The sequence below is a fragment of the Rugosibacter aromaticivorans genome, from assembly GCF_000934545.1.
In the GTDB taxonomy this organism is placed as follows: domain Bacteria; phylum Pseudomonadota; class Gammaproteobacteria; order Burkholderiales; family Rhodocyclaceae; genus Rugosibacter; species Rugosibacter aromaticivorans.
The window spans coordinates 955,170-973,109 of the sequence record NZ_CP010554.1; the positions used below are offsets into that span (position 1 = coordinate 955,170).

Annotated in this window: 19 protein-coding genes; 18 read left to right on the plus strand and 1 reads right to left on the minus strand. The window is 57.7% G+C overall.

Translation table 11 applies throughout. The features are described from left to right. The first annotated feature begins 44 nt into the window (after positions 1-44). The 16 genes from PG1C_RS04880 to PG1C_RS04955 all read left to right on the plus strand — a co-directional run bounded on the left by PG1C_RS04880 (position 45) and on the right by PG1C_RS04955 (position 16,293). Positions 45-1,724 (plus strand): PRTRC system ParB family protein, encoded by a 1,680-nt coding sequence (locus tag PG1C_RS04880; RefSeq protein ID WP_202636279.1) that lies wholly within the window; start codon positions 45-47, stop codon positions 1,722-1,724. Between the two features lie 83 nt (positions 1,725-1,807). Continuing rightward, positions 1,808-2,221, plus strand: coding sequence for a PRTRC system protein E (locus tag PG1C_RS04885; protein WP_202636280.1), 414 nt, complete (start codon positions 1,808-1,810; stop codon positions 2,219-2,221). 10 nt (positions 2,222-2,231) lie between these two features. Then, positions 2,232-2,618 (plus strand): PRTRC system protein C, encoded by a 387-nt coding sequence (locus tag PG1C_RS04890; RefSeq protein WP_202636281.1) that lies wholly within the window; start codon positions 2,232-2,234, stop codon positions 2,616-2,618. Between the two features lie 3 nt (positions 2,619-2,621). After that, positions 2,622-2,834: a hypothetical protein gene (locus PG1C_RS04895; protein ID WP_202636282.1), complete on the plus strand. Its 213-nt coding sequence runs from the start codon at positions 2,622-2,624 to the stop codon at positions 2,832-2,834. Next, positions 2,831-3,808, plus strand: a complete 978-nt coding sequence (locus tag PG1C_RS04900; RefSeq protein ID WP_202636283.1) for a PRTRC system protein F — start codon at positions 2,831-2,833, stop codon at positions 3,806-3,808. Before PG1C_RS04895 ends, PG1C_RS04900 begins: the two co-directional genes overlap by 4 nt. Positions 3,809-3,884: 76 nt before the next feature. After that, the gene (locus tag PG1C_RS04905) at positions 3,885-4,622 is read left to right on the plus strand and encodes a PRTRC system protein B (protein WP_202636284.1); all 738 of its coding nucleotides are present in this window, start codon (positions 3,885-3,887) and stop codon (positions 4,620-4,622) included. Beyond that, positions 4,623-5,276 (plus strand): PRTRC system protein A, encoded by a 654-nt coding sequence (locus PG1C_RS04910; RefSeq protein ID WP_202636285.1) that lies wholly within the window; start codon positions 4,623-4,625, stop codon positions 5,274-5,276. Then, on the plus strand, positions 5,251-6,054 hold the full coding sequence (locus PG1C_RS04915; RefSeq protein WP_202636286.1) for a PRTRC system ThiF family protein: 804 nt from the start codon (positions 5,251-5,253) through the stop codon (positions 6,052-6,054). Before PG1C_RS04910 ends, PG1C_RS04915 begins: the two co-directional genes overlap by 26 nt. A gap of 223 nt (positions 6,055-6,277) precedes the next feature. Continuing rightward, positions 6,278-6,514, plus strand: coding sequence for a hypothetical protein (locus PG1C_RS04920; protein WP_202636287.1), 237 nt, complete (start codon positions 6,278-6,280; stop codon positions 6,512-6,514). Continuing rightward, positions 6,514-6,873: a hypothetical protein gene (locus PG1C_RS04925; protein ID WP_202636288.1), complete on the plus strand. Its 360-nt coding sequence runs from the start codon at positions 6,514-6,516 to the stop codon at positions 6,871-6,873. Before PG1C_RS04920 ends, PG1C_RS04925 begins: the two co-directional genes overlap by 1 nt. Before the next feature lie 85 nt (positions 6,874-6,958). Beyond that, a complete protein-coding gene (locus tag PG1C_RS04930; RefSeq protein ID WP_202636289.1) occupies positions 6,959-7,636 on the plus strand; it encodes a hypothetical protein in 678 nt (225 codons plus the stop codon). Between the two features lie 185 nt (positions 7,637-7,821). Further along, positions 7,822-12,822 carry a DEAD/DEAH box helicase family protein gene (locus PG1C_RS04935; protein ID WP_237218292.1) on the plus strand — a complete coding sequence of 1,667 codons (5,001 nt, stop codon included), beginning with the start codon at positions 7,822-7,824 and terminating at the stop codon, positions 12,820-12,822. A 523-nt stretch (positions 12,823-13,345) separates the two neighbouring features. Further along, positions 13,346-14,428, plus strand: coding sequence for a DUF7146 domain-containing protein (locus PG1C_RS04940; RefSeq protein ID WP_202636290.1), 1,083 nt, complete (start codon positions 13,346-13,348; stop codon positions 14,426-14,428). A gap of 14 nt (positions 14,429-14,442) precedes the next feature. After that, positions 14,443-14,709 (plus strand): hypothetical protein, encoded by a 267-nt coding sequence (locus PG1C_RS04945; protein ID WP_202636291.1) that lies wholly within the window; start codon positions 14,443-14,445, stop codon positions 14,707-14,709. A 101-nt stretch (positions 14,710-14,810) separates the two neighbouring features. Then, entirely contained in the window at positions 14,811-15,608 is a 798-nt protein-coding gene (locus PG1C_RS04950; RefSeq protein WP_202636292.1) for an ArdC-like ssDNA-binding domain-containing protein, read from the plus strand. Between the two features lie 85 nt (positions 15,609-15,693). After that, on the plus strand, positions 15,694-16,293 hold the full coding sequence (locus PG1C_RS04955; protein WP_202636293.1) for a JAB domain-containing protein: 600 nt from the start codon (positions 15,694-15,696) through the stop codon (positions 16,291-16,293). A 110-nt stretch (positions 16,294-16,403) separates the two neighbouring features. On the opposite strand, the gene PG1C_RS04960 is transcribed toward PG1C_RS04955, so the two are convergent. Beyond that, the gene (locus PG1C_RS04960) at positions 16,404-17,051 is read right to left on the minus strand and encodes a LexA family protein (RefSeq protein ID WP_202636294.1); all 648 of its coding nucleotides are present in this window, start codon (positions 17,049-17,051) and stop codon (positions 16,404-16,406) included. 81 nt (positions 17,052-17,132) lie between these two features. Here PG1C_RS04960 and PG1C_RS04965 point away from each other — a divergent pair, with 81 nt between their 5' ends. Together PG1C_RS04965 and PG1C_RS14980 are read left to right on the plus strand one after the other, a co-directional pair. After that, positions 17,133-17,435, plus strand: coding sequence for a hypothetical protein (locus PG1C_RS04965; protein WP_202636295.1), 303 nt, complete (start codon positions 17,133-17,135; stop codon positions 17,433-17,435). After that, positions 17,413-17,904 (plus strand): FlhC family transcriptional regulator, encoded by a 492-nt coding sequence (locus tag PG1C_RS14980; RefSeq protein WP_202636296.1) that lies wholly within the window; start codon positions 17,413-17,415, stop codon positions 17,902-17,904. Before PG1C_RS04965 ends, PG1C_RS14980 begins: the two co-directional genes overlap by 23 nt. Positions 17,905-17,940 lie beyond the last annotated feature (36 nt).

Consider the following 17,940-nt stretch of genomic DNA (forward strand, 5'->3'; position numbering starts at 1 on the left):
CCGCAAGGGGATGCGGCTGCCCGCCTTTTCAATTGGAGGCACAAATGCAGCTGCAAGCATCAATCAAGGTCGGGAGTATTTTCCCCGGCCGCAACCCACGCGGTTACTTCGATCCATCCGAGATGGCGGAGCTTGAGGAGTCAGTGAAATCCAAAGGCGTACTTCAGGCGATCCTGGTTCGTCCGCGTGAGACGGGACGGTACGAGATCGTTGCTGGTGAACGCCGTTGGCGTGCGGCGAAGAAAGTGTTCGGGGATGAGTATGAGATCCCGGCCCTTGTTCGCGATCTGGATGATGGCGAGGCAGATGAGGCCGCGCTGATCGAAAATGTCCAGCGGGCCAACATGAGCCCGACCGAAGAAGCTGAAGCTGCGGCCAAGATTCTCGGTCGTTGCCAGGGTGATCGGGACGAAACAGCACGTCGTCTAGGTTGGTCACGGACGACACTCGACAAACGACTTGCGCTGATGAACTGTTCCGAAAAGGTCCGCAGGGCCTTGTCCGAGCGGCGAATTCAGTTGGGCCATGCCGAACTCCTGGCCGCAGTGACGCGAGACAAGCAGGATGCGGTTCTGGAGAGGCTTCTCTCCCAGGCCACGCTGTCAACGGTTGTCCAGTTTCGCGGGCAGCTTGAGCAAATCTCGCGGTCGTTGGGAAGCGCCATTTTCGACAGGGGTGAGTGCGCTGGATGCCAGCATAATTCTGGCAATCAGCAGGCGCTCTTCGGTGAAGCGATTGCATCTGGACACTGCACCCACGGGTCATGTTTCGATGCGAAGACCGAAGCTTCACTTGACGCCAAAAAGGCATCTCTAAGCGACGAATATCCGACCACTCGGATTGTTCGTCCGGGAGAGAACTTTACGCTTCTGCGGCTCGTGGCAGAAGGCGACACTGGAGTCGGTGAAGATCAGGCGAAAGCCTGTCGAGCCTGCAAGAACTTCGGCGCCGCGATTTCTGCAGTGCCGGGCAAGCTGGGGAATGTTTATCCCGATCTGTGTTTCGATGCGACATGCAATGCCAAAAAGGTGGCTGCGCGCATCAAGGCAGAAAAGGAGAAGAACGCCCCTGCGGCAAGTTCGAGTAAGGATGGATCCGGCAAGACGGTTTCGACATCAAAGTCGGCAGTCAAGTCGGATGCCAAAGCTGAGGCCAAGGTCCAGGATTCGCAAAGGGTCAAGGACTATCGGCTAGAGGTGTGGCGCAAAGCGCTGCGGCGGGAGTTGATGACGAACCGCGAGAGCAATCTCACGGTGCTCATTGCGCTTTCGCTGTCAGGCAATGCCCGGCATATCAGCGATACCAAGCTGACCAAGGCCTTGAGCGCGCTCGTGAAGCAGGACTATGCGAGCTTCACGTTCAAGACCGACGAGGCGGCAAAGGTTATCGCGAAGTCGGATGACGCGGTCCGGGAAAAGATGTTCCTGGGGCTGGCGGCATCGGCGGCCGATGGCATAGAGGAGAAAACCCTGGTTCAACTCCTCAAATACCTCGATATCGATCTGGCGCGGCACTGGAAGCTCTGCGAGGACTTCCTGAAGCTGCTCACCAAGAGCGAGATTGAGGCGATGTGCGACGAAATCGGACTGAAAGCCACCATGGGCGGAGCATTTGCCAAGGCCATGAGCGGCAAGAAGGACGAGATCGTCAAGTCGCTGCTGAACGTGGCGTCCTTCCCCTACGAGGGCAAGGTGCCGCGCTCCATGCGCTTCAACGTCGAATAAACCTGTTTCATTCAACCCAACGCGGGGACCACGATCCCCGCAAGGGTCGTGGTGTGCCTGCATTTTCTATTGGAGGTACCACCATGTTTTTTCAGGAACTTAAATCGTTGTTGAATGGCTGCGCGGCGCTGGCGGTCACGTTGTCGTCCGGTCGGGAAGGGGCTATCACCGTCACGGTGAGGCCAACGCCCAAGGATGCCAAGGATGCCGAAGCGCTGGCAATCCCATTGGTACTGACTGGGACGGCAGAGGAGTTGGATGCGCAGTTTGTCGGTTTGCTCCAAAGCTATGCCGAAGAGTACCAATCCTTGGCGGAGCAACTGGAAGCGACCCGAAACATTCTTGAAGCGGCGAAGAAAGATGCCAGCAAGAAGGCGGAAGGCGCGATCAGGAAAAGCGCTCCTGCCAAGATGACGCCGGCGGCCGACGACGATGATGACGAGACCGAGACACCCGAAGTAGTGGGCGGACAGGTCGAAGACAACCTTTTCGCATGAGGAGGCGGTCATGACCATTACCGTTCAAAAGCTGCTTCGTTCGTTTGCCTACAACGGCATCACCTTGCCCGACCCGGGAAGTGAGTTGTCTCCGGAGCAGGTTCGGGATGTCTATTCAGCCACCTACCCCGAGATCACGACGGCCTCCATCGAGGGGCCGGAGCAGAAGGGGGAACGCCTCATCTATACCTTCCGGCGAGCAGTCGGAACCAAGGGTGCGGTGCGTGCCGATTCGTCACGATCCTCCGGGATGGTGGTGCGTCGGCGGGATGACGGGCTGACCTATGTTGAACCACGGTCGGTGGGTATCTCGACGGTCGATCATCTGAACATCGCCTTGCGGCGATTCATTGGGTGGTTCGATCGCTGGCTTCCGCCAGTGATTCGGCGGGGTTAGGCCATGGTGTCGCTCAAGGAACGGCTGCAAGCCGCTGCCGATGGCGACTTCTCGCACTTTGAAGCGGGGATCCCGACCGGGATTCATGCCTTCGATCACGAGGAGATGAAACGATGCGTACAAGCCTTGCAACGCTTGGTGCAGCGGTCCCAAGGGCCCATCGCACACGGCGAACGCTGTCAGGTGCTCGCTTCCGTACAACCCCTGATCCTTTGAGTCTACCGAGGTTTGGCGCCGGTCTCACGGTCAGTCTCGATCCCTGCCTGGATGTTCGTCGATGGTCTTCGCTGGCCTTGCGCTGGCTGGAAACCGGGGAACTACAGGAAGAGGCATCCGGACTGCCGCCATTGCTGGTGCAACAGGCCTTACATGGCTGGATCAATCGCCAAGTGGGACAACTACAGCACTTTGCTTTCGAAGTATTGGTGGCGACCAGCTCGGCGGCACTCAGCTACGGGGCACTCTTTCCGGATGCATCGGAAGCGGATGACCAGTGGTATTGGGCAATTCAGTCCGAGCAGGTCGAGTGGTTATCCATGAAGGGTCGCCTGACCCGGATCGAGGCGGCATGCCCTGGCTTGGGCGAGACGGCCCTGTACTGGCTGCATCGCGCTTCCGGTCGAACCCTCTATGTTCTGACTCCCGAGTCAGCTCGCCATTTATGCGAGTACATCCACTGGCAAGGCAGTAGCGATCAGGCGGATTGGCTGGAGGAAATGACGGCACTGGGTATGACCGCCGAGGATATGGCGGAATCGATTTCTCCAGACTGGTATGACGGGCATTTCCCCGCATGGGTCATCGACCCGAGGCCAGTTCTGGATGAGGTCGCCTTGTCGGGACTGACCCATGCCAGCGTGGAGGTGGCTTCACTCGCATCGACGCTGCTCGACATCGAGCGGCTGGTGGCGGATGGAGGACAACTGCCGGGGCTGGAAGGGCTCGATGTCGAGTGCGTCTATTTCGGGGCCTACCTGAAGTGGGATGCCGAAGACCCGGTGGATCGTGTGTTCGACGACTTTATCGAATACGCGAACTGCGCCAGCGATGGCTACACCGATCTCTATGGAGCACAGGCTGTACCGCTCGATCCTGAGGGGTTCTACGTCTGGCTGCAAAAGACCGGGCTGGGTTTGAAGATGTTGTCGTCACTGGATCGGTTGATCACACAGATCGCCGAACCACTGTGAGTTTAATAACCCTGCGGGGGTGCTGTCGCGCCCGCAGGGGCAAGGCACGCCTCCGCATTTTTCTAAGGAGGTCGCCATGGCGATCAATGTCAGTACGTTTTCAAGTAATCAGTCTTACCGGCTGACCAACGCCGTTCTGGTCTATCAGGACGCCAGCCGAAAGCCGGTATTTGTCTCGGTGCATGACGTCGAGACCGATAGCGAAGATCGACCGATCATTCAGGCAGGTGTTCCGGCCAGTAAATCCGGACTGCTTTCCCTGATGCGGATTCTCGATCCCGAGACGATGCTGCGCCCGGCACTCAAGCCAGCGCATGTACTCGCGGAAGGATCGGGATTCTTCGTCTGGTTCAGCAAACCCCAAGCGCGGCAGGTCTGGTTCGACTGCAAGGAGCTAGGGGCTCGCACCGGCCGTGTTCCTTGTCCGGGGCTGGTCTTTGTGGTCACCACCAAGGCATGGAAGGTGTTTGCGTACAAGGGACGGCAACGTCCCGATGCCGATACACCGCTGTTCGTCGCACCATTCTTCAACGTCTGGAGCACGGGGAATATCTGCGTAGGTAGTGCCCGGTTGCCGAAAGGGAATCAGGTACATCAAAGCGAAGCCTGGGAGGAAGCCTTCTTCCGCTCGTACTTCACGCATCCGAACATCCATACGCCCAAGGGGCTAACCCGTTATCGGGCTGGTCCGTTTGCCTTGTGGCGGGATCTGCTGGACGGTCGATTAACGCGTTTTCCAACACGCTCACTCGTTTCTACGGGATGGACGTTACGGGAGGCCTTCGAGGCGGCCGTACTGGAAGCGGAGGCATAAATGGATGCGAGAGATATCGCCTTGCAACAGTCGGCGCCGGTCGTTACGGTGCCTCGCTATGGTGGATTCACACCCCTGACCGACAATGGCCACCGCTTTCTTGTGACCGGCGACGGCCTGTGGCTGGAAGCGCGGCGCCCCTGGCTGTATCTGCGGGTTCCACTGGCTCATCAGAAGAGCGTTCCCATGCCCTATGGCTGTATTGGGCGGGAGCTATCGCTGACCTTCGGCAAGATTCCACGGAATCTGGTCGTCGACTTCTTTCGGTATGCCGTCGATCGGTGTCCGCAGGAATGCGTCGGCTGGATCGTGTGGAATGCGACCACAGGCGAGATGCGGCTGGTATTCCCGTGGGAAGTGTCCTCAGGATGCAGCCACGTGCGCTACACGCGACCGGTGCTCAATGAAGACGAGCATTTGGTGGTGGATCTGCACTCTCATGGACAGCTATCGGCGTTCTTCTCGACCGAGGACGATCGTGACGACCGGGGCGAATTCAAGATAGCAGGAGTCGTTGGTAATTGTGATCGCAGTCAGTGTTCGACGGCATTTCGTCTCTGCGCCAACGGGCTCTTTTTGCCCTTGGCGTTTGATTCGACCGGCATGAATGGACAGATAGGAGGACGCGATGGCTATCCATCATCTTTCTGCTGAACTTCTTACACGGGAGGTTCGTGTATCGGTCATCGGCGCCGGCGGAACTGGATCTCAGATGCTGATGGGACTGGCCCAACTGCATACGGCCATGATCGCTTTGGGGCATCCCGGCGGACTGGACGTGACCGTGATCGATAGCGACCAGGTGTCGGAAGCCAATGTCGGGCGGCAGATGTTTTATCCGTCCGATGTCGGGTTGCCGAAAGCCACGGTGCTCGTCAATCGCATCAACATGGCGATGGGCACGGGGTGGCGGGCGGAAACCCGGCGCTTGACGGCCAGCGAGAGTTTGCGCACTGATCTTGCGATCGGCTGCGTGGACAATCGCCAGGCCAGAAAAGCGATTCTGGATTCGGTGGCGCGTGGCGGAGGCGGGTATTGGCTCGACCTGGGCAACCGTTTGCATGATGGTCAGGTCGTTCTCGGTCAAGTACCGGCACGCTGGGCCAAGCCCAACGTGGATCGGCTTCCTCATGCCGTGGATCTTCTCCCGGAGATTGCGGACGAAACGCAGGAAGCCGACGACGATACGCCCTCATGCTCGCTTGCCGATGCGCTGGAAAAACAGTCGCTGTTCGTGAATCGCGGCGTATCGCTGTACGCCTTAAATCTGCTGTGGGAGTTGTTTCGCTATGGGCAGGTTTCCTATCACGGAGTATTCGTGAATCTCAAAAATGCTCGGACGACACCGCTTCCCGTCGATCCTGAGGCATGGGCCCGGTTTGGCTTTCCGAAACGCAAGCGCGGTGGTAAGCGCGGCAGCAAGCGTGGATGAAAGCAGGGCATTTCCCCGGCGGCAACGCCGGGTTTTCCAGAATGGGTTCCTTGCTATGTGATGCGAGCCCATTGCGGAAAGCGAATTCCGGTGCTGCCCTTAGGGGAGCGCTAGAAAGGCGGTAGCTGGCCGCTCGAAACAAACAGCAATTTTTATAACCCCGCGGGGGCGTCAGCCTCCAGCGTGGAGATTTGGCGTCTTCCGTATTTTGTATGGAGGCGTCATGACTCAACTTTTCAGGAGTGCCGTCTATCGGTACTTCATTAACCTGGACGAACGCGGCGAGTTCTATGCCGATGTTCGCAATGTCCGCGACCGTTCCATTTTCGAGATCAAGGGATTCGAGATTTTCGAGGATGGATGGATGCGGCACAAGCATGATCTGGATGGCCTGAAGCGTTACCTGGTCCATCTTGGACTGATGAAGGGCAACCAGGAACTCTCGATGGGGGATGCGTGATGATGTTCGATCGCTATCCCCGATACGAAGGATTTAGAGATACGCCCAGAAAGCGTTCGGCAGTGCTGCGAAAGCAACGTTCCGAGCGGGAATCATTGCCCCTGTTTGCCGACCAGATCGCAGCCCTGCAACCGTCGGTGGACGAGGTCATGGCCAAGCGATCCTCGCTGGCTGATACCGTCGAAATGGAGCGCCGGAAGTTCGTCGCGAAATGGTGGCGTGTTGCGCGGGCAAGTTTTTACGGACTTCCCTCAGATCAGAAGGCAAAGGTTATCACCCGGTGGCGACGCTGGTGGGGACCGCGTAATTCAAGTTGCCTGCTGTACCTGTGCGCCCAGGCCAAGGCGGAACAGTTGTAACACTTCTCGGCCAACTGGCCATAACCCTAGCGGGGACATCTCCCGCAAGGGCAAAGGTGTCTCTGCCATTTCAAGGAGAAACACCATGGGAGTAGGTAACTGGCTTCCGAGTATGGAGCACCGCCTGTTTTACGTCGATCTTGATTCTTGGCTGGATGAAAAGGAGTTTTCCAATCTCGTCCAGTCCGGGGAAGTCGATGCCGATGTCAGCTACGAAGCATATCTCCAGGAGTCCTACGATTCAGAACTGGAGATGGTGATCAGTGCGCTGGAAGCAACGGCAAGAATGTTCCAGCAACACGGCCTTTCGTTCGAATCGTTTCGGTATGGGGATCGCGCGTCGATGAACCTGCGGGAACGAACTGAATGGATGCACCCATTGCTGGAATGCGGTTTGGTTCGCGTGGCCGTCAAGGAGGTTGAAATCTCCAAGCTGGCCGTTGTGACCTATCCGGTTCAACAGGTCGATGAGGATTGCGATCTCGCCAACCTTAGTCGCGCCGAGTTTGTATCCGGTTACGGCCTGACGCCCGAGCGCTGCATTACTGCGTCGTCAATGCAGCTGGACGCATTGGACGAGCTGCTGATTTCTTTCATCGAGGAAGAAATCAACGCGGTCGGCGCAAAAACCGTTACGCGTCGCAGTTGTGCGTGGACAAGCCGCTTGGTCTTGGAATCGAAGCCATTGGCTGGCGTCGTGTCGAAATTCCGAAAGGCGTATCGCCACGGCTTGCCCAGAAAGCAATTGCGCCACGCGGCGTGAATTGATTTTTCATCATCAGGACGCCGACGGTCTCGGATTTCACAGAGGCCCAACGCAGCACTGTAGCAAGAAGTCTGGTTGAACCCGACGAGAGTCGGCGCTTCATCGCAGAGAGCCATCTATTTAACCCTTCCGGGGACACATCCCGGAGGGGACACGTGTCTCCGGTTTTTCAGGAGATACACGTGAAACTCAAGAAACTCGCAGAAGCCACGATGTGGCTACCGGGCTTCGCCCCGGATGATCCTCCCCAGCAAGTATCAGGGCTTTTCCGGACGGCGGAGATCATCGTTTTTCCATCCATCGATCCGGTACATGGCATCGCACAGATAGGCGAAGTCGACGCAGAGGAACTGCCTCAGTTGGTCGAGACGGCATGTCGCCCGGAAGTGGGGATGCCAAGGAAGGTGCGGGATCTATGGCCTCAACTTGATTCGGCATTGCACTCGATGCTTCGCGGCGACGTTGCCAAGTTCGAAGCGAACCTGGCGGCAATTGCGCTGCTGTCGAGGCTGGAAGCGGAGAGCCGTCATCCTTCCGACGATGAGTGCGCCATCCTTAACCGTTACACCGGATGGGGCGGTATTCCGAAGGCATTCAATCCTGATCAGGAAGATCCGGCGTGGAAGGCGAGAGCCCAATCCATGCCAGAAATACTGGGCGAGGACTACGAAAGCGCCAAGGGTAGTGTCGTCAATGCCCACTTCACGGAAGTTTTCGTGATCGAGGCAATCTGGGAAGCAGTTCGCCGGATGGGCTTTCGGGGCGGCCGTGTTCTTGAGCCGTCTGCTGGCATTGGTTATTTCATCGGGGCCATGCCGAAAGATCTGGCTGAAACCTCGGAACTGACCGCCATCGAAATTGACCGCGTATCGTCCCGCATCCTGTCGCGCCTCTATGGGCATCACGGCGTTCGGACACTCACGGTCGGTTTTGAAAAGGCCCGACTGCCGAAGGACTGGTTCGATCTGGTGATCTCGAATGTTCCCTTCGGGAACTATCAGGTGCCGGATGACCGGAATGTGCCGTATGCAAACTTCCTCATCCACGACTATTTCTTCGGTCGCGCTTTGGATGTGGCTCGGCCGGGTGGATTGGTGGCGTTCATCACGTCCGCCGGAACGCTCGATAAATGGGACAACCAGGCTCGATGCCACATCAGTGCTCGGGCCAGATTCGTCGGCGCGATTCGTCTGCCTTCCGGGACTTTTTCGCACATTGCCAACACAGAAGTCACGACCGATATCGTCTTCCTTCAGAAATTGGGGGAGGGTGAGAAGGCTACCGACGACTGGATCGCTGTGATGGAAGCCCCGGACGTCATGTGTGATGGTTACCGGCGTTTGTTTGTGTCGAGCTGGTATGTCCAGAATCCGGAGATGCTGATCGGTCGCATGGGGCAGAAGTCGAATGGCTTTGGGCTTGCCAACGCGGCGATTTTCGACGGCGATGTCAGGGCGGCTTTGGCAGAGCGGATTTCCCGGTTGCCCGAAGGCATCTACATGCCACGCGTGGTTGAGGCATCGTTGTCCGCGCAACGGGACATTCGTGTCTCGGCGCCGGAGTTCGTCAAGCCGGGGGCTTATTGCCTGACAGCGGATGGCCGTCTGGCTGTCTCGGAAGGGCAAGAGTTGCTGGTGATCGATGCCTCGGTGTCGGCAACGGCAGCCAAGCGGATTCGCGGTTTGATGGCGATCCGCGACGCGGCACGAAGACTTCTGCACATCCAGCACGCCACGGCGGACGATGGTCGACTCGGTGCATATCGGGTCGCCCTGAACGTCGCCTACGATGGTTTTGTGGCGAAGCACGGCTATCTTCATGCGAAGGCCAACAAACTGGCCTTCAAAGGGGATCCAGATCTGCCATTGCTGCTTTCTCTGGAGAACTACGATCCGGAAGGTGGCACGGCGGAGAAGGCGGACATTTTCCATCGAAGAACGGTGGGTGTTGTCCGCAAGGTCGAGCGGTGTGTGTCAGCCGAGGAAGCGCTGATAGTGTCGCTGCACGAGCGGGGTCGAGTCGACGTTACGTTGATGGAGTCCTTGCTGGGGCAGGGGAGGGAGCAGTTTCTCCCGGACATGGCGGATCGCGGTCTGATCTTCCTCAATCCGGACTCCTCGCAATGGGAGACCTCCGATGCTTATCTCTCCGGCAATGTTCGCAGCAAGCTGGAAATGGCGGAAGCGGCCGGTGGTGAGTATGTCCGCAACGTCGAAGCACTGAAGGCGGTAATTCCGCCGGATCTGGGGCCGGGTGAGATTGATGCCCGGATTGGCTCGACATGGATTCCATCCCGCGACTATGCAGCATTCCTTGATCATCTTCTGGAATGCGATGGTTGCTCGGTGGAGTTCAGTGCTGAGGCCGGTGCGTGGAATGTTGAAGTGCCATGGCAGGGTGAGCGGTCGGTGGCATCGACCCAAACCTTCGGTACCGGACGCATCACTGCTGGCGAGTTATTCGTCGTTACGCTAAACCAGATGGTTCCTACGATACGGGATCGCGATCCGGTCACTGACCGGTATTTCGTGAACACGGAGGAGACCATTGCCGCGAGGGAAAAGCAGCAGGCGCTCAAGGAGAAATTCAGGTCCTGGGTATTCGCCGATTCCGAACGGTGCGAGCGGTTGGTCAGGATGTACAACGACCAGTTCAATGCAGTCAGGCTGAGGGAGTTCGATGGTTCAAGACTCTCTTTGCCGGGGTTTTCCGAGGTGTACAACCTTCATCGGCATCAGAAGGACGCAATTTGGCGAATCGTGTCCGGTGGAGTGAATACCCTACTGGCCCACGTGGTCGGTGCGGGGAAGACCCTGACGATGATCTGCGGCGGTATGGAGTTGCGACGTCTCGGTATGGCCAGTAAGCCATGCTATGTCGTGCCTAACCACATGCTTGAGCAGTTTGCGGCGGAGTTTCTGCGGGCTTATCCGGGTGCCAACATCCTGATGGCAAGCAAGGACGACCTGGTCGGTGACAAGCGCCGGACGTTGCTGTCCCGGGTTGCAACCGGGGACTGGGATGCCGTGCTGATTACCCATGCCTCTTTCGAGAGGATCAAGATGAGCGACGAAGCTATGGAATCGTTCATCGAGGCGCGAATCCATGAAATCGAGTCCGCAATACGGGCCTCGAAATCGAATAAGCGCGGGAATCGGATCGTCAAAGAGTTGGAACGGGCCAAGAAGATCTGGCTCGCAAGGCTGGAGAAATTGTCGGCCAAGTCGAAAAAGGACGACATGCTCACGTTTGAGGAATTGGGCATCGACTATCTTTTTATCGACGAGGCGCATTACTTCAAAAACCTGTACCGCTTCACCAAAATGACGCGGGTTGCAGGTCTGCCGAACTCCAACTCGGAGCGAGCCTTCGATATGTTCGTGAAGACTCGCCATGTGATGGACAAGCAGGGCGGTCGTTCGGGAGTGGTATTCGCAACCGGGACACCGGTATCGAACTCGATGGCCGAAATGTGGACCATGCAACGCTATCTGCAGCCGGTGACGTTACGCTCCAATCATGTGTCGCAGTTTGATACGTGGGCGGGGAACTTTGGGGAATCGGTGACTGCCCTGGAGCTGTCGCCGGATGGCGGTGGCTACCGTATGAACACGCGGTTTGCGCGGTTCGTCAATTTACCGGAGCTGATGACCATGTTCCGGGAAGTGGCCGATATCCGTACTGCCGACATGCTGAAACTGCCAGTGCCTCGGTACTGCCTGGAAACCATGACGGCCAAGCCGACTGCCGAGCTGAAGGAGTTTGTGGCAACGCTCGTCGCCCGCGCGGAAGCAATACGCAACGGCGAAGTAACACCCCAGGAAGACAATATGCTGGCGGTGACCAACGATGGCCGCAAGGCAGCGTTGGACATGCGGCTGGTTGATGCCTCAAGCATGGAAGCTCAGGACGGCAAGGTCAGTCAGTGTGCGGACAATGTCTTCGGGATATGGCGGGAGACCGCAGCGTTCCGGGGAACACAGGTGGTGTTTTGTGACCTCAGTACGCCGACAGACGATGGACGGTTCAGTGTCTATCACGTCATCCGTGCAAAGCTCGTCGAAATGGGTGTTCCGGGAACGGAGATTGCGTTCATTCACGACTACGACAGCGATTCCGCCAAGGCGGAGTTGTTCAAGTCGGTCAGGGATGGGCGGATTCGAATTCTCCTGGGCAGCACACTGAAGATGGGGGTAGGCACCAATATCCAGACCCGACTGGCGGCGTTGCACCATCTGGACGCTCCGTGGCGACCGGCTGATGTGGAGCAGCGGGAGGGACGCATCATTCGACAGGGCAACCTGAATGAGGAAGTGCGGATCATCCGTTATGTCACAGAGGCATCGTTCGATGCCTACATCTGGCAGACCCTCGAAACCAAGGCACGGTTCATCGCCCAGGTCATGAGAGGGGACACCGGAATGCGCAGCGCGGAGGACGTGGAGTTGGCGGCACTGTCCTATGCCGAGGTGAAAGCCCTGGCATCGGGAAATCCGCTGGTGATGGAGAAGGCTGGCATCGATGCTGAAGTCGCAAAGCTCTCCTTGTTGAAATCTCAATGGGATAACCAGCGATGGGCAAACCAGCGGGAGTCGGCGACCTTGCCCAGCAGAATCGAGAAGATCCGGGAACGGATCGAATCGGTCGAAGCTGACATTGGCAATCGTGAGGATGTCCGAGGCAATCGCTTCGGCATGGTGATTGATGGAAAACGCTATCACGAGCGATCAATCGCGGGTGAGGTGCTTCAGCGGTACTACAGCGAGGCCAAGGCCAGAACTCGGAAGTTCGGGAACTGGAAATCCTCGCCGGGTGAGATGTCGGTTGGGCAGTTTGCCGGCTTCGATCTCGCGGTATCCATCCCCACGGGCGCCAGCGATGGCCCTTGCTTCATCCTGAAAGGGCGGTGGGCCTATGCGGCTCATCATTCCGACAACCCGCAAGGGATGGTCAGAGTGGTCGAGAACGTGGCCAACAGCCTGGAAGGACGATTGGCGGAAGCTTATGAAGATGCTGCCCGGGCAGAAAAGCGCCTGGCAGACATTCTTACGGAGTTGGCCAAGCCATTCGAAAAGGAGGAAAGGTTGACGCAGTTGCTGGCACGCCAACGCGAGATCAATGCTGCACTCGATCTCGACAAGGACAACGCCGGTGCGATGGAAGCGGAAGCCGAAGCCGCCTGACGTGAAATTTCATTCAACCCGCTCGGGAACTCCTGCCCTACGGGGCAGTGGGTTCTCGGCATTTTTGGAGATTTGTATTTTGCATAAGTCGTGACATTCAAGACCCCGGACCTGGTCCGGGGTTATCTACGGCGTTGCGTGGTGGGGTGATGGTCGAATTCGATCCTTTTAGGTCGCTTTTCAGCAGTCACGAATGACAGTTGCTACGTAGCATCGCAACTGCATCCTCCCTCGCAAGCATTTCCCGGCCATGGTGCCGGGGTTTTTCGGAAGGGGTTCAGTGAGCCTCTTGCGCAAAGCATATTGAGATTCGATCCTGTGCCGTAAGGCGCTGGATGGACGTGTGGTAGCTGGCCACGAGAAAACAAACAGCATCATGAACCCCGCCGGGGAGCGTATCCCGGCAGGGGTACCTCCATGCCGAGCGGAGATTTCCAACCGGCTCGGCCGGGGCCTACCCAAGGATCCCGGCAAGGGGTGCTTCGGAAGGTCCCGATCGGGACTTTCCATGGAGGCACCTGAAATGAAGTATGAATACGAAACGCAACGCGTCAAGGATGACGCACGAGGGCGCTGGGAGAGGGTGCTTCCCGACCTGGCGCCTGCTTTGAAAGATGCCGTAGAGAAGCGGGGCAAGCACGTCCCTTGCCCGGTTCATGGCGGACGGGATGGCTTTCGGGTCTTTCCTGACGTCGATGAAACTGGCGGAGGGGTCTGCAATACCTGTGGCTATTTTGCTGACGGCTTTTCTCTGCTCATGTGGATCAACGGCTGGGACTTTGGTCGCACGATCCGCGAAGTGGCTGAGCATGTCGGCACTACGCCGGTTCGCGATATGCGCAAGGAAGTGTCGCATGCTCCAAGTAGTGCCCCTGATGACACCACTCGCCGTGAGCACCTCAATCGCACATGGCGGGAATCGCTGGCACTAACGCACCCGAAAGCCGAATCTGCTCGTCTGTATCTGGCGCGACGCGGCCTGTCAGTGCGTGTGCCGGATACCCTGCGCTTCCATCCCGAGCTGGGGTATTACGCAGACAACCGCATCGTGGCCCGCTATCCGGCCATCATCGGCCAGGTTACAGGGCAAGGGGGCGAAGCAGTCACGCTTCACCGCACCTACCTGACGGCTGATGGCCACAAGGCTCCGGTCGATGCACCAAAAAAGCTGATGCGCCATCCATCGGCGCGACAGCTGACCGGCGGCGCAATTCGGCTGGTACCAGCGGGTGCTCGTCTGGCAGTGACCGAAGGCATTGAAACGGCACTTGCCGTTATCGAGGCTACGGGGATTCCTGCCTGGGCGACAGGGAATGCCCATCTTCTGGAAACCTTCGTTCCTCCTCCCGGAGTGAGTCAGGTTCTGGTCTTCGCGGACAAGGATCGACCTTCTCGGCAGCATCCTTCCGGACACGGACAGGAAGCGGCAAGGGGATTGGTGACCAGGCTGTGGGCGATGGGGATTCAAGCCGGGGCAATTGCACCTGCGCTCGATATTCCAGATAGCAGAAAGGGCGTCGATTGGCTGGATGTCCTCAACCTTCTCGGCAAGGCGGGGTTTCCCGCACTCGTCAGCGTCGAAAAGGCGCTGACCCGAGCAGCCTGACAGGGGAGGTGATCATGTACGGAGTCATCGACTTCAGCTTGATCGATACCATGCCCGGTGGATTCGGTCCATTCGCGCCGCCGGCAGGATGGCAGGGCGACTACCTGCAATATTTGCGAGCACGCTTCGATGGTGATATCGGTGCGCGACAGCAGATTGCGGTAGTGGGGCGCATCATCGTCCGCAAACTTGAAGGTGCGCCGACCGAGTTCATCGGTCCTCACGCCGTCGAGGCACGGGAATTTGCACTTTCCGTGTGGTCGTCGATCAGTCGCAACTAACGCAGCATCAACACCCGGCCTTGGCCGGTTTCTTTATCCCACGGGGAGTGTATCCATCCCCGGTCGGGGACGGTGCCTTCCCGTTTTTCATTGGAGGCACCATGTACGACAAATTCGCACCTCTTCTCGAACAGGCCATTACCGAGCCTGGCATCGTGAGCGAGGCTTACCGCAGGTTCCACCGCTTCAGCATTGGCAACCAGATTCTGGCGGCCGTCCAGCTACATCAAAGGGATTTGCCCCTGTCGCCGATCGCGAGCTTTAACCGATGGAAAGAGCTTGGTCGTTCGGTTTGCAAGGGGCAGAAAGCCATTTCCCTATGGATGCCGCTCACGGTTAAGCGTCGGGACAAGGACGATTCCTCTGGCGACTTCGGCGATACCGGCGAGGTTTTCACTGTCTTCAAGTTGGCACCTCGCTGGTTCAGCCTGGAACAGACCGAAGGTGACGCCTACGTCGAGCCCGTCGAATCGCCACAGTGGGATGCCGAAGCTGCTTTGGCAGCATTGGACATCACGCTGGAGCCCTTCGATCTCATGGACGGCAATGTGCAGGGCTATGCGGTAAGACGTCGCATTGCAGTCAGTCCGCTGGCCGAGTATCCCCACAAGACCCGGTTTCACGAGATTGCTCATGTCGTTCTTGGGCACACGCTGGAATCCGATTGCCATGACGCCGCATCGATGCCGAGAAGTCTTCAGGAAGTCGAAGCCGAAGGCGTGGCATTTCTCCTGTGCTCGATCCTCGATCTGCCGGGGCGGGATGAGTCGCGAGGCTATATTCAGTCGTGGCTTGAAGGCGGTCAGCTACCGGAAAAGTCAGCTCAGCGGATCTTCGGCGTCAGCCAGAAGGTTCTTGAAGCCGGCCGACCGGGTGACCGGGAAGCAGTAACGCAGTAAGTCTCAATTTTTCAACCCTGCGGGGCGTGCAATCGCCCCGCAAGGGGATGGTGCCGCCCCGCTTTTCTATTTGGAGGCACCCAAGATGATGAATTCAACCAACCGCGAACTGCTCTCGATCCTGCTGGGCGAAGATAGCGAGTCGCATTCCATGCGATCTTTGGCCGAGCTTTTCGGGCTGCGCACGGTTCGGCAAGCAGCAACTTATGGCGTGGCAGAGGAAGTTCTTTCGTATGCCATGTCCGGCAAGCTGATGGCCGCCAGGGAGCTGCTTCGGCGAGCGCTGGCAGAATCCTTTGGCGAGTCGTCCGTTAACCTCGCTTCACCGGCTTCGGTACGTGATTACTTGCGTCTGTTCTTGGGAGGGCAGGAGTACGAGAGCTTCGTGGCTCTCTGGCTTGATGCCCAGAACCGGCTTATCGCTGGGATGGAGCTCTTTCGGGGAACGACGACCCAAACGTCAGTGTATCCGCGGGAAGTGGTGAGGACCGGATTGAAGCTCAATGCATCGGCCGTGATCTTTGCGCATAACCACCCATCCGGGAGCCCTGAGCCGTCACGGGCCGACGAGATGCTCACGAACCAGCTTCGGCAGGCGTTGGCACTCGTTGATATCAAGGTGCTCGATCACTTCATCGTGGCGGACACCGCAGTCATGTCCTTCGCAGAAAGGGGCCTGATCTGACCCAATGAAAAATACCCGCCGATGTTTGGCGGGTATTTTTTTGCCCGAAGTTGATCGAATTTGCTGTGTCGAAAGTAATAGATTATTACTTTTAGGGGAGTGCGTAATGGCTACCGAGCCTGCCCGGAAAAGACGACTGTGCCGCAGACGATAGCGTCATCAGGTAGCGGCATGATGGGCGTGGGCCAGCTGGAGTTTAGTGTCTTGAGAAAGCGCCCCTCCGGTGTGACCACCAGTCTTCGGAAGAAAGCGATTTCACCCTTGAGTACCACGACGTCCCTTCCGTGATCGGGGGGTACGCAAGGATCGATGAAGATGATCTCCCCCTCGCGGTATCCATCGTCTCCGATCATGGCCTCGCCAAGAACGGGGAGGGCGAAAGTCTCGTCGCTGTGCTCAACCGGGCACGCCAGCCATGCATTGTGCTTGCGTCCACCCTGGGAGTTCGGTGGCGCTAGGCTTTCCCAGCTCAATACCGGAACAACCCCCTTGGCGAGCATTCGCGTAGAAATCACCTCTTGGCCTGTCAGCTGATCGGGGGTCACTCCGAGGACACTGGCGATTTTCTGAAGGGTTTCCTTGCGAGGATGCTTTGCCTTCGAACGTTCCTTGAGAATCCTGTTGATGGCGGGCTGCGAAACTCCTGAACGATTTGCCAACTCCGTTTGGTTCAACCGGTGTTTGCTCATCAGCGCTTCAAGAATTTCGGCGACGGGGTTGCTGCTGCTCACGGTCATCGTGGTTTCGGTGTTCGTCATAATTTATGCTTTGTTTCGTTGTCAGACGCATAGATTGTAATATAAAATGCGCACTCGTGACCACTTAAATGATTTTCTATTATGGAAAAACGCGACATACTCAAAATTAACAGACAGTTCCTGTTGCTCACGCGCCAGCTGGCACAGGACGGAAAAGCGGCTGAACTCATGACTGGGCTTCCGCGCTCAGTGATCGACAAGATCGCCAATCTCGACATGGATGAAATCGAGGAGTTGGCGGAGACGGTAGGTATTTCGCTCTACACACTCAGATTGACGGACCCGGCCTTTAGCCGGCTTATCCAGATGCCTCGGGACGCGAAAAGCACTTACGCCGAGGCAACACTGGTAAGCAACGGCCGTGTCGGCGCTACTTTCCCCTGAGGAGCTGGAAAACAGTCGGGTTGCTCATGAGCTGATCCGGTTGAAGCTCCGGGTGCCGATCGTGCATTACCTGACGAGTATCCATTCGAAGCCCCTTCGGTTGCGCTGGCGGCAGCTTCATAGCGAGAGTCCGCCCAATGGCAAGCTGCCGGATTCGGTCCGATCTTTCATTGCGGATGCAATGACGTTGGCCAATCTATCCAGCTTCGTTGCCCTCTACAACCGGCTTGACGACGGGGAGGGGAGGTCGGTTACGGCCGGAATGCTGTTGCGTGCCTGGAAAATGCACTGCCGAGTTGGGAGCGAGAATCTGGATATTAACGCTGCCTGGTATGCCATTAGGGACGTGCGCTCCAAGATCGTTGGGTGGCAGCGGTGCTCAAGGTGCCAGACCATGTTCATCTACGAACCCAATGTGTCGCATGCACGGTCATGTCCATTCTGTGCTCTGGCGAAAACCCGCGCTTGATCCCTTCCAGCTATCGCAGACTCATGGTGAGTGAGG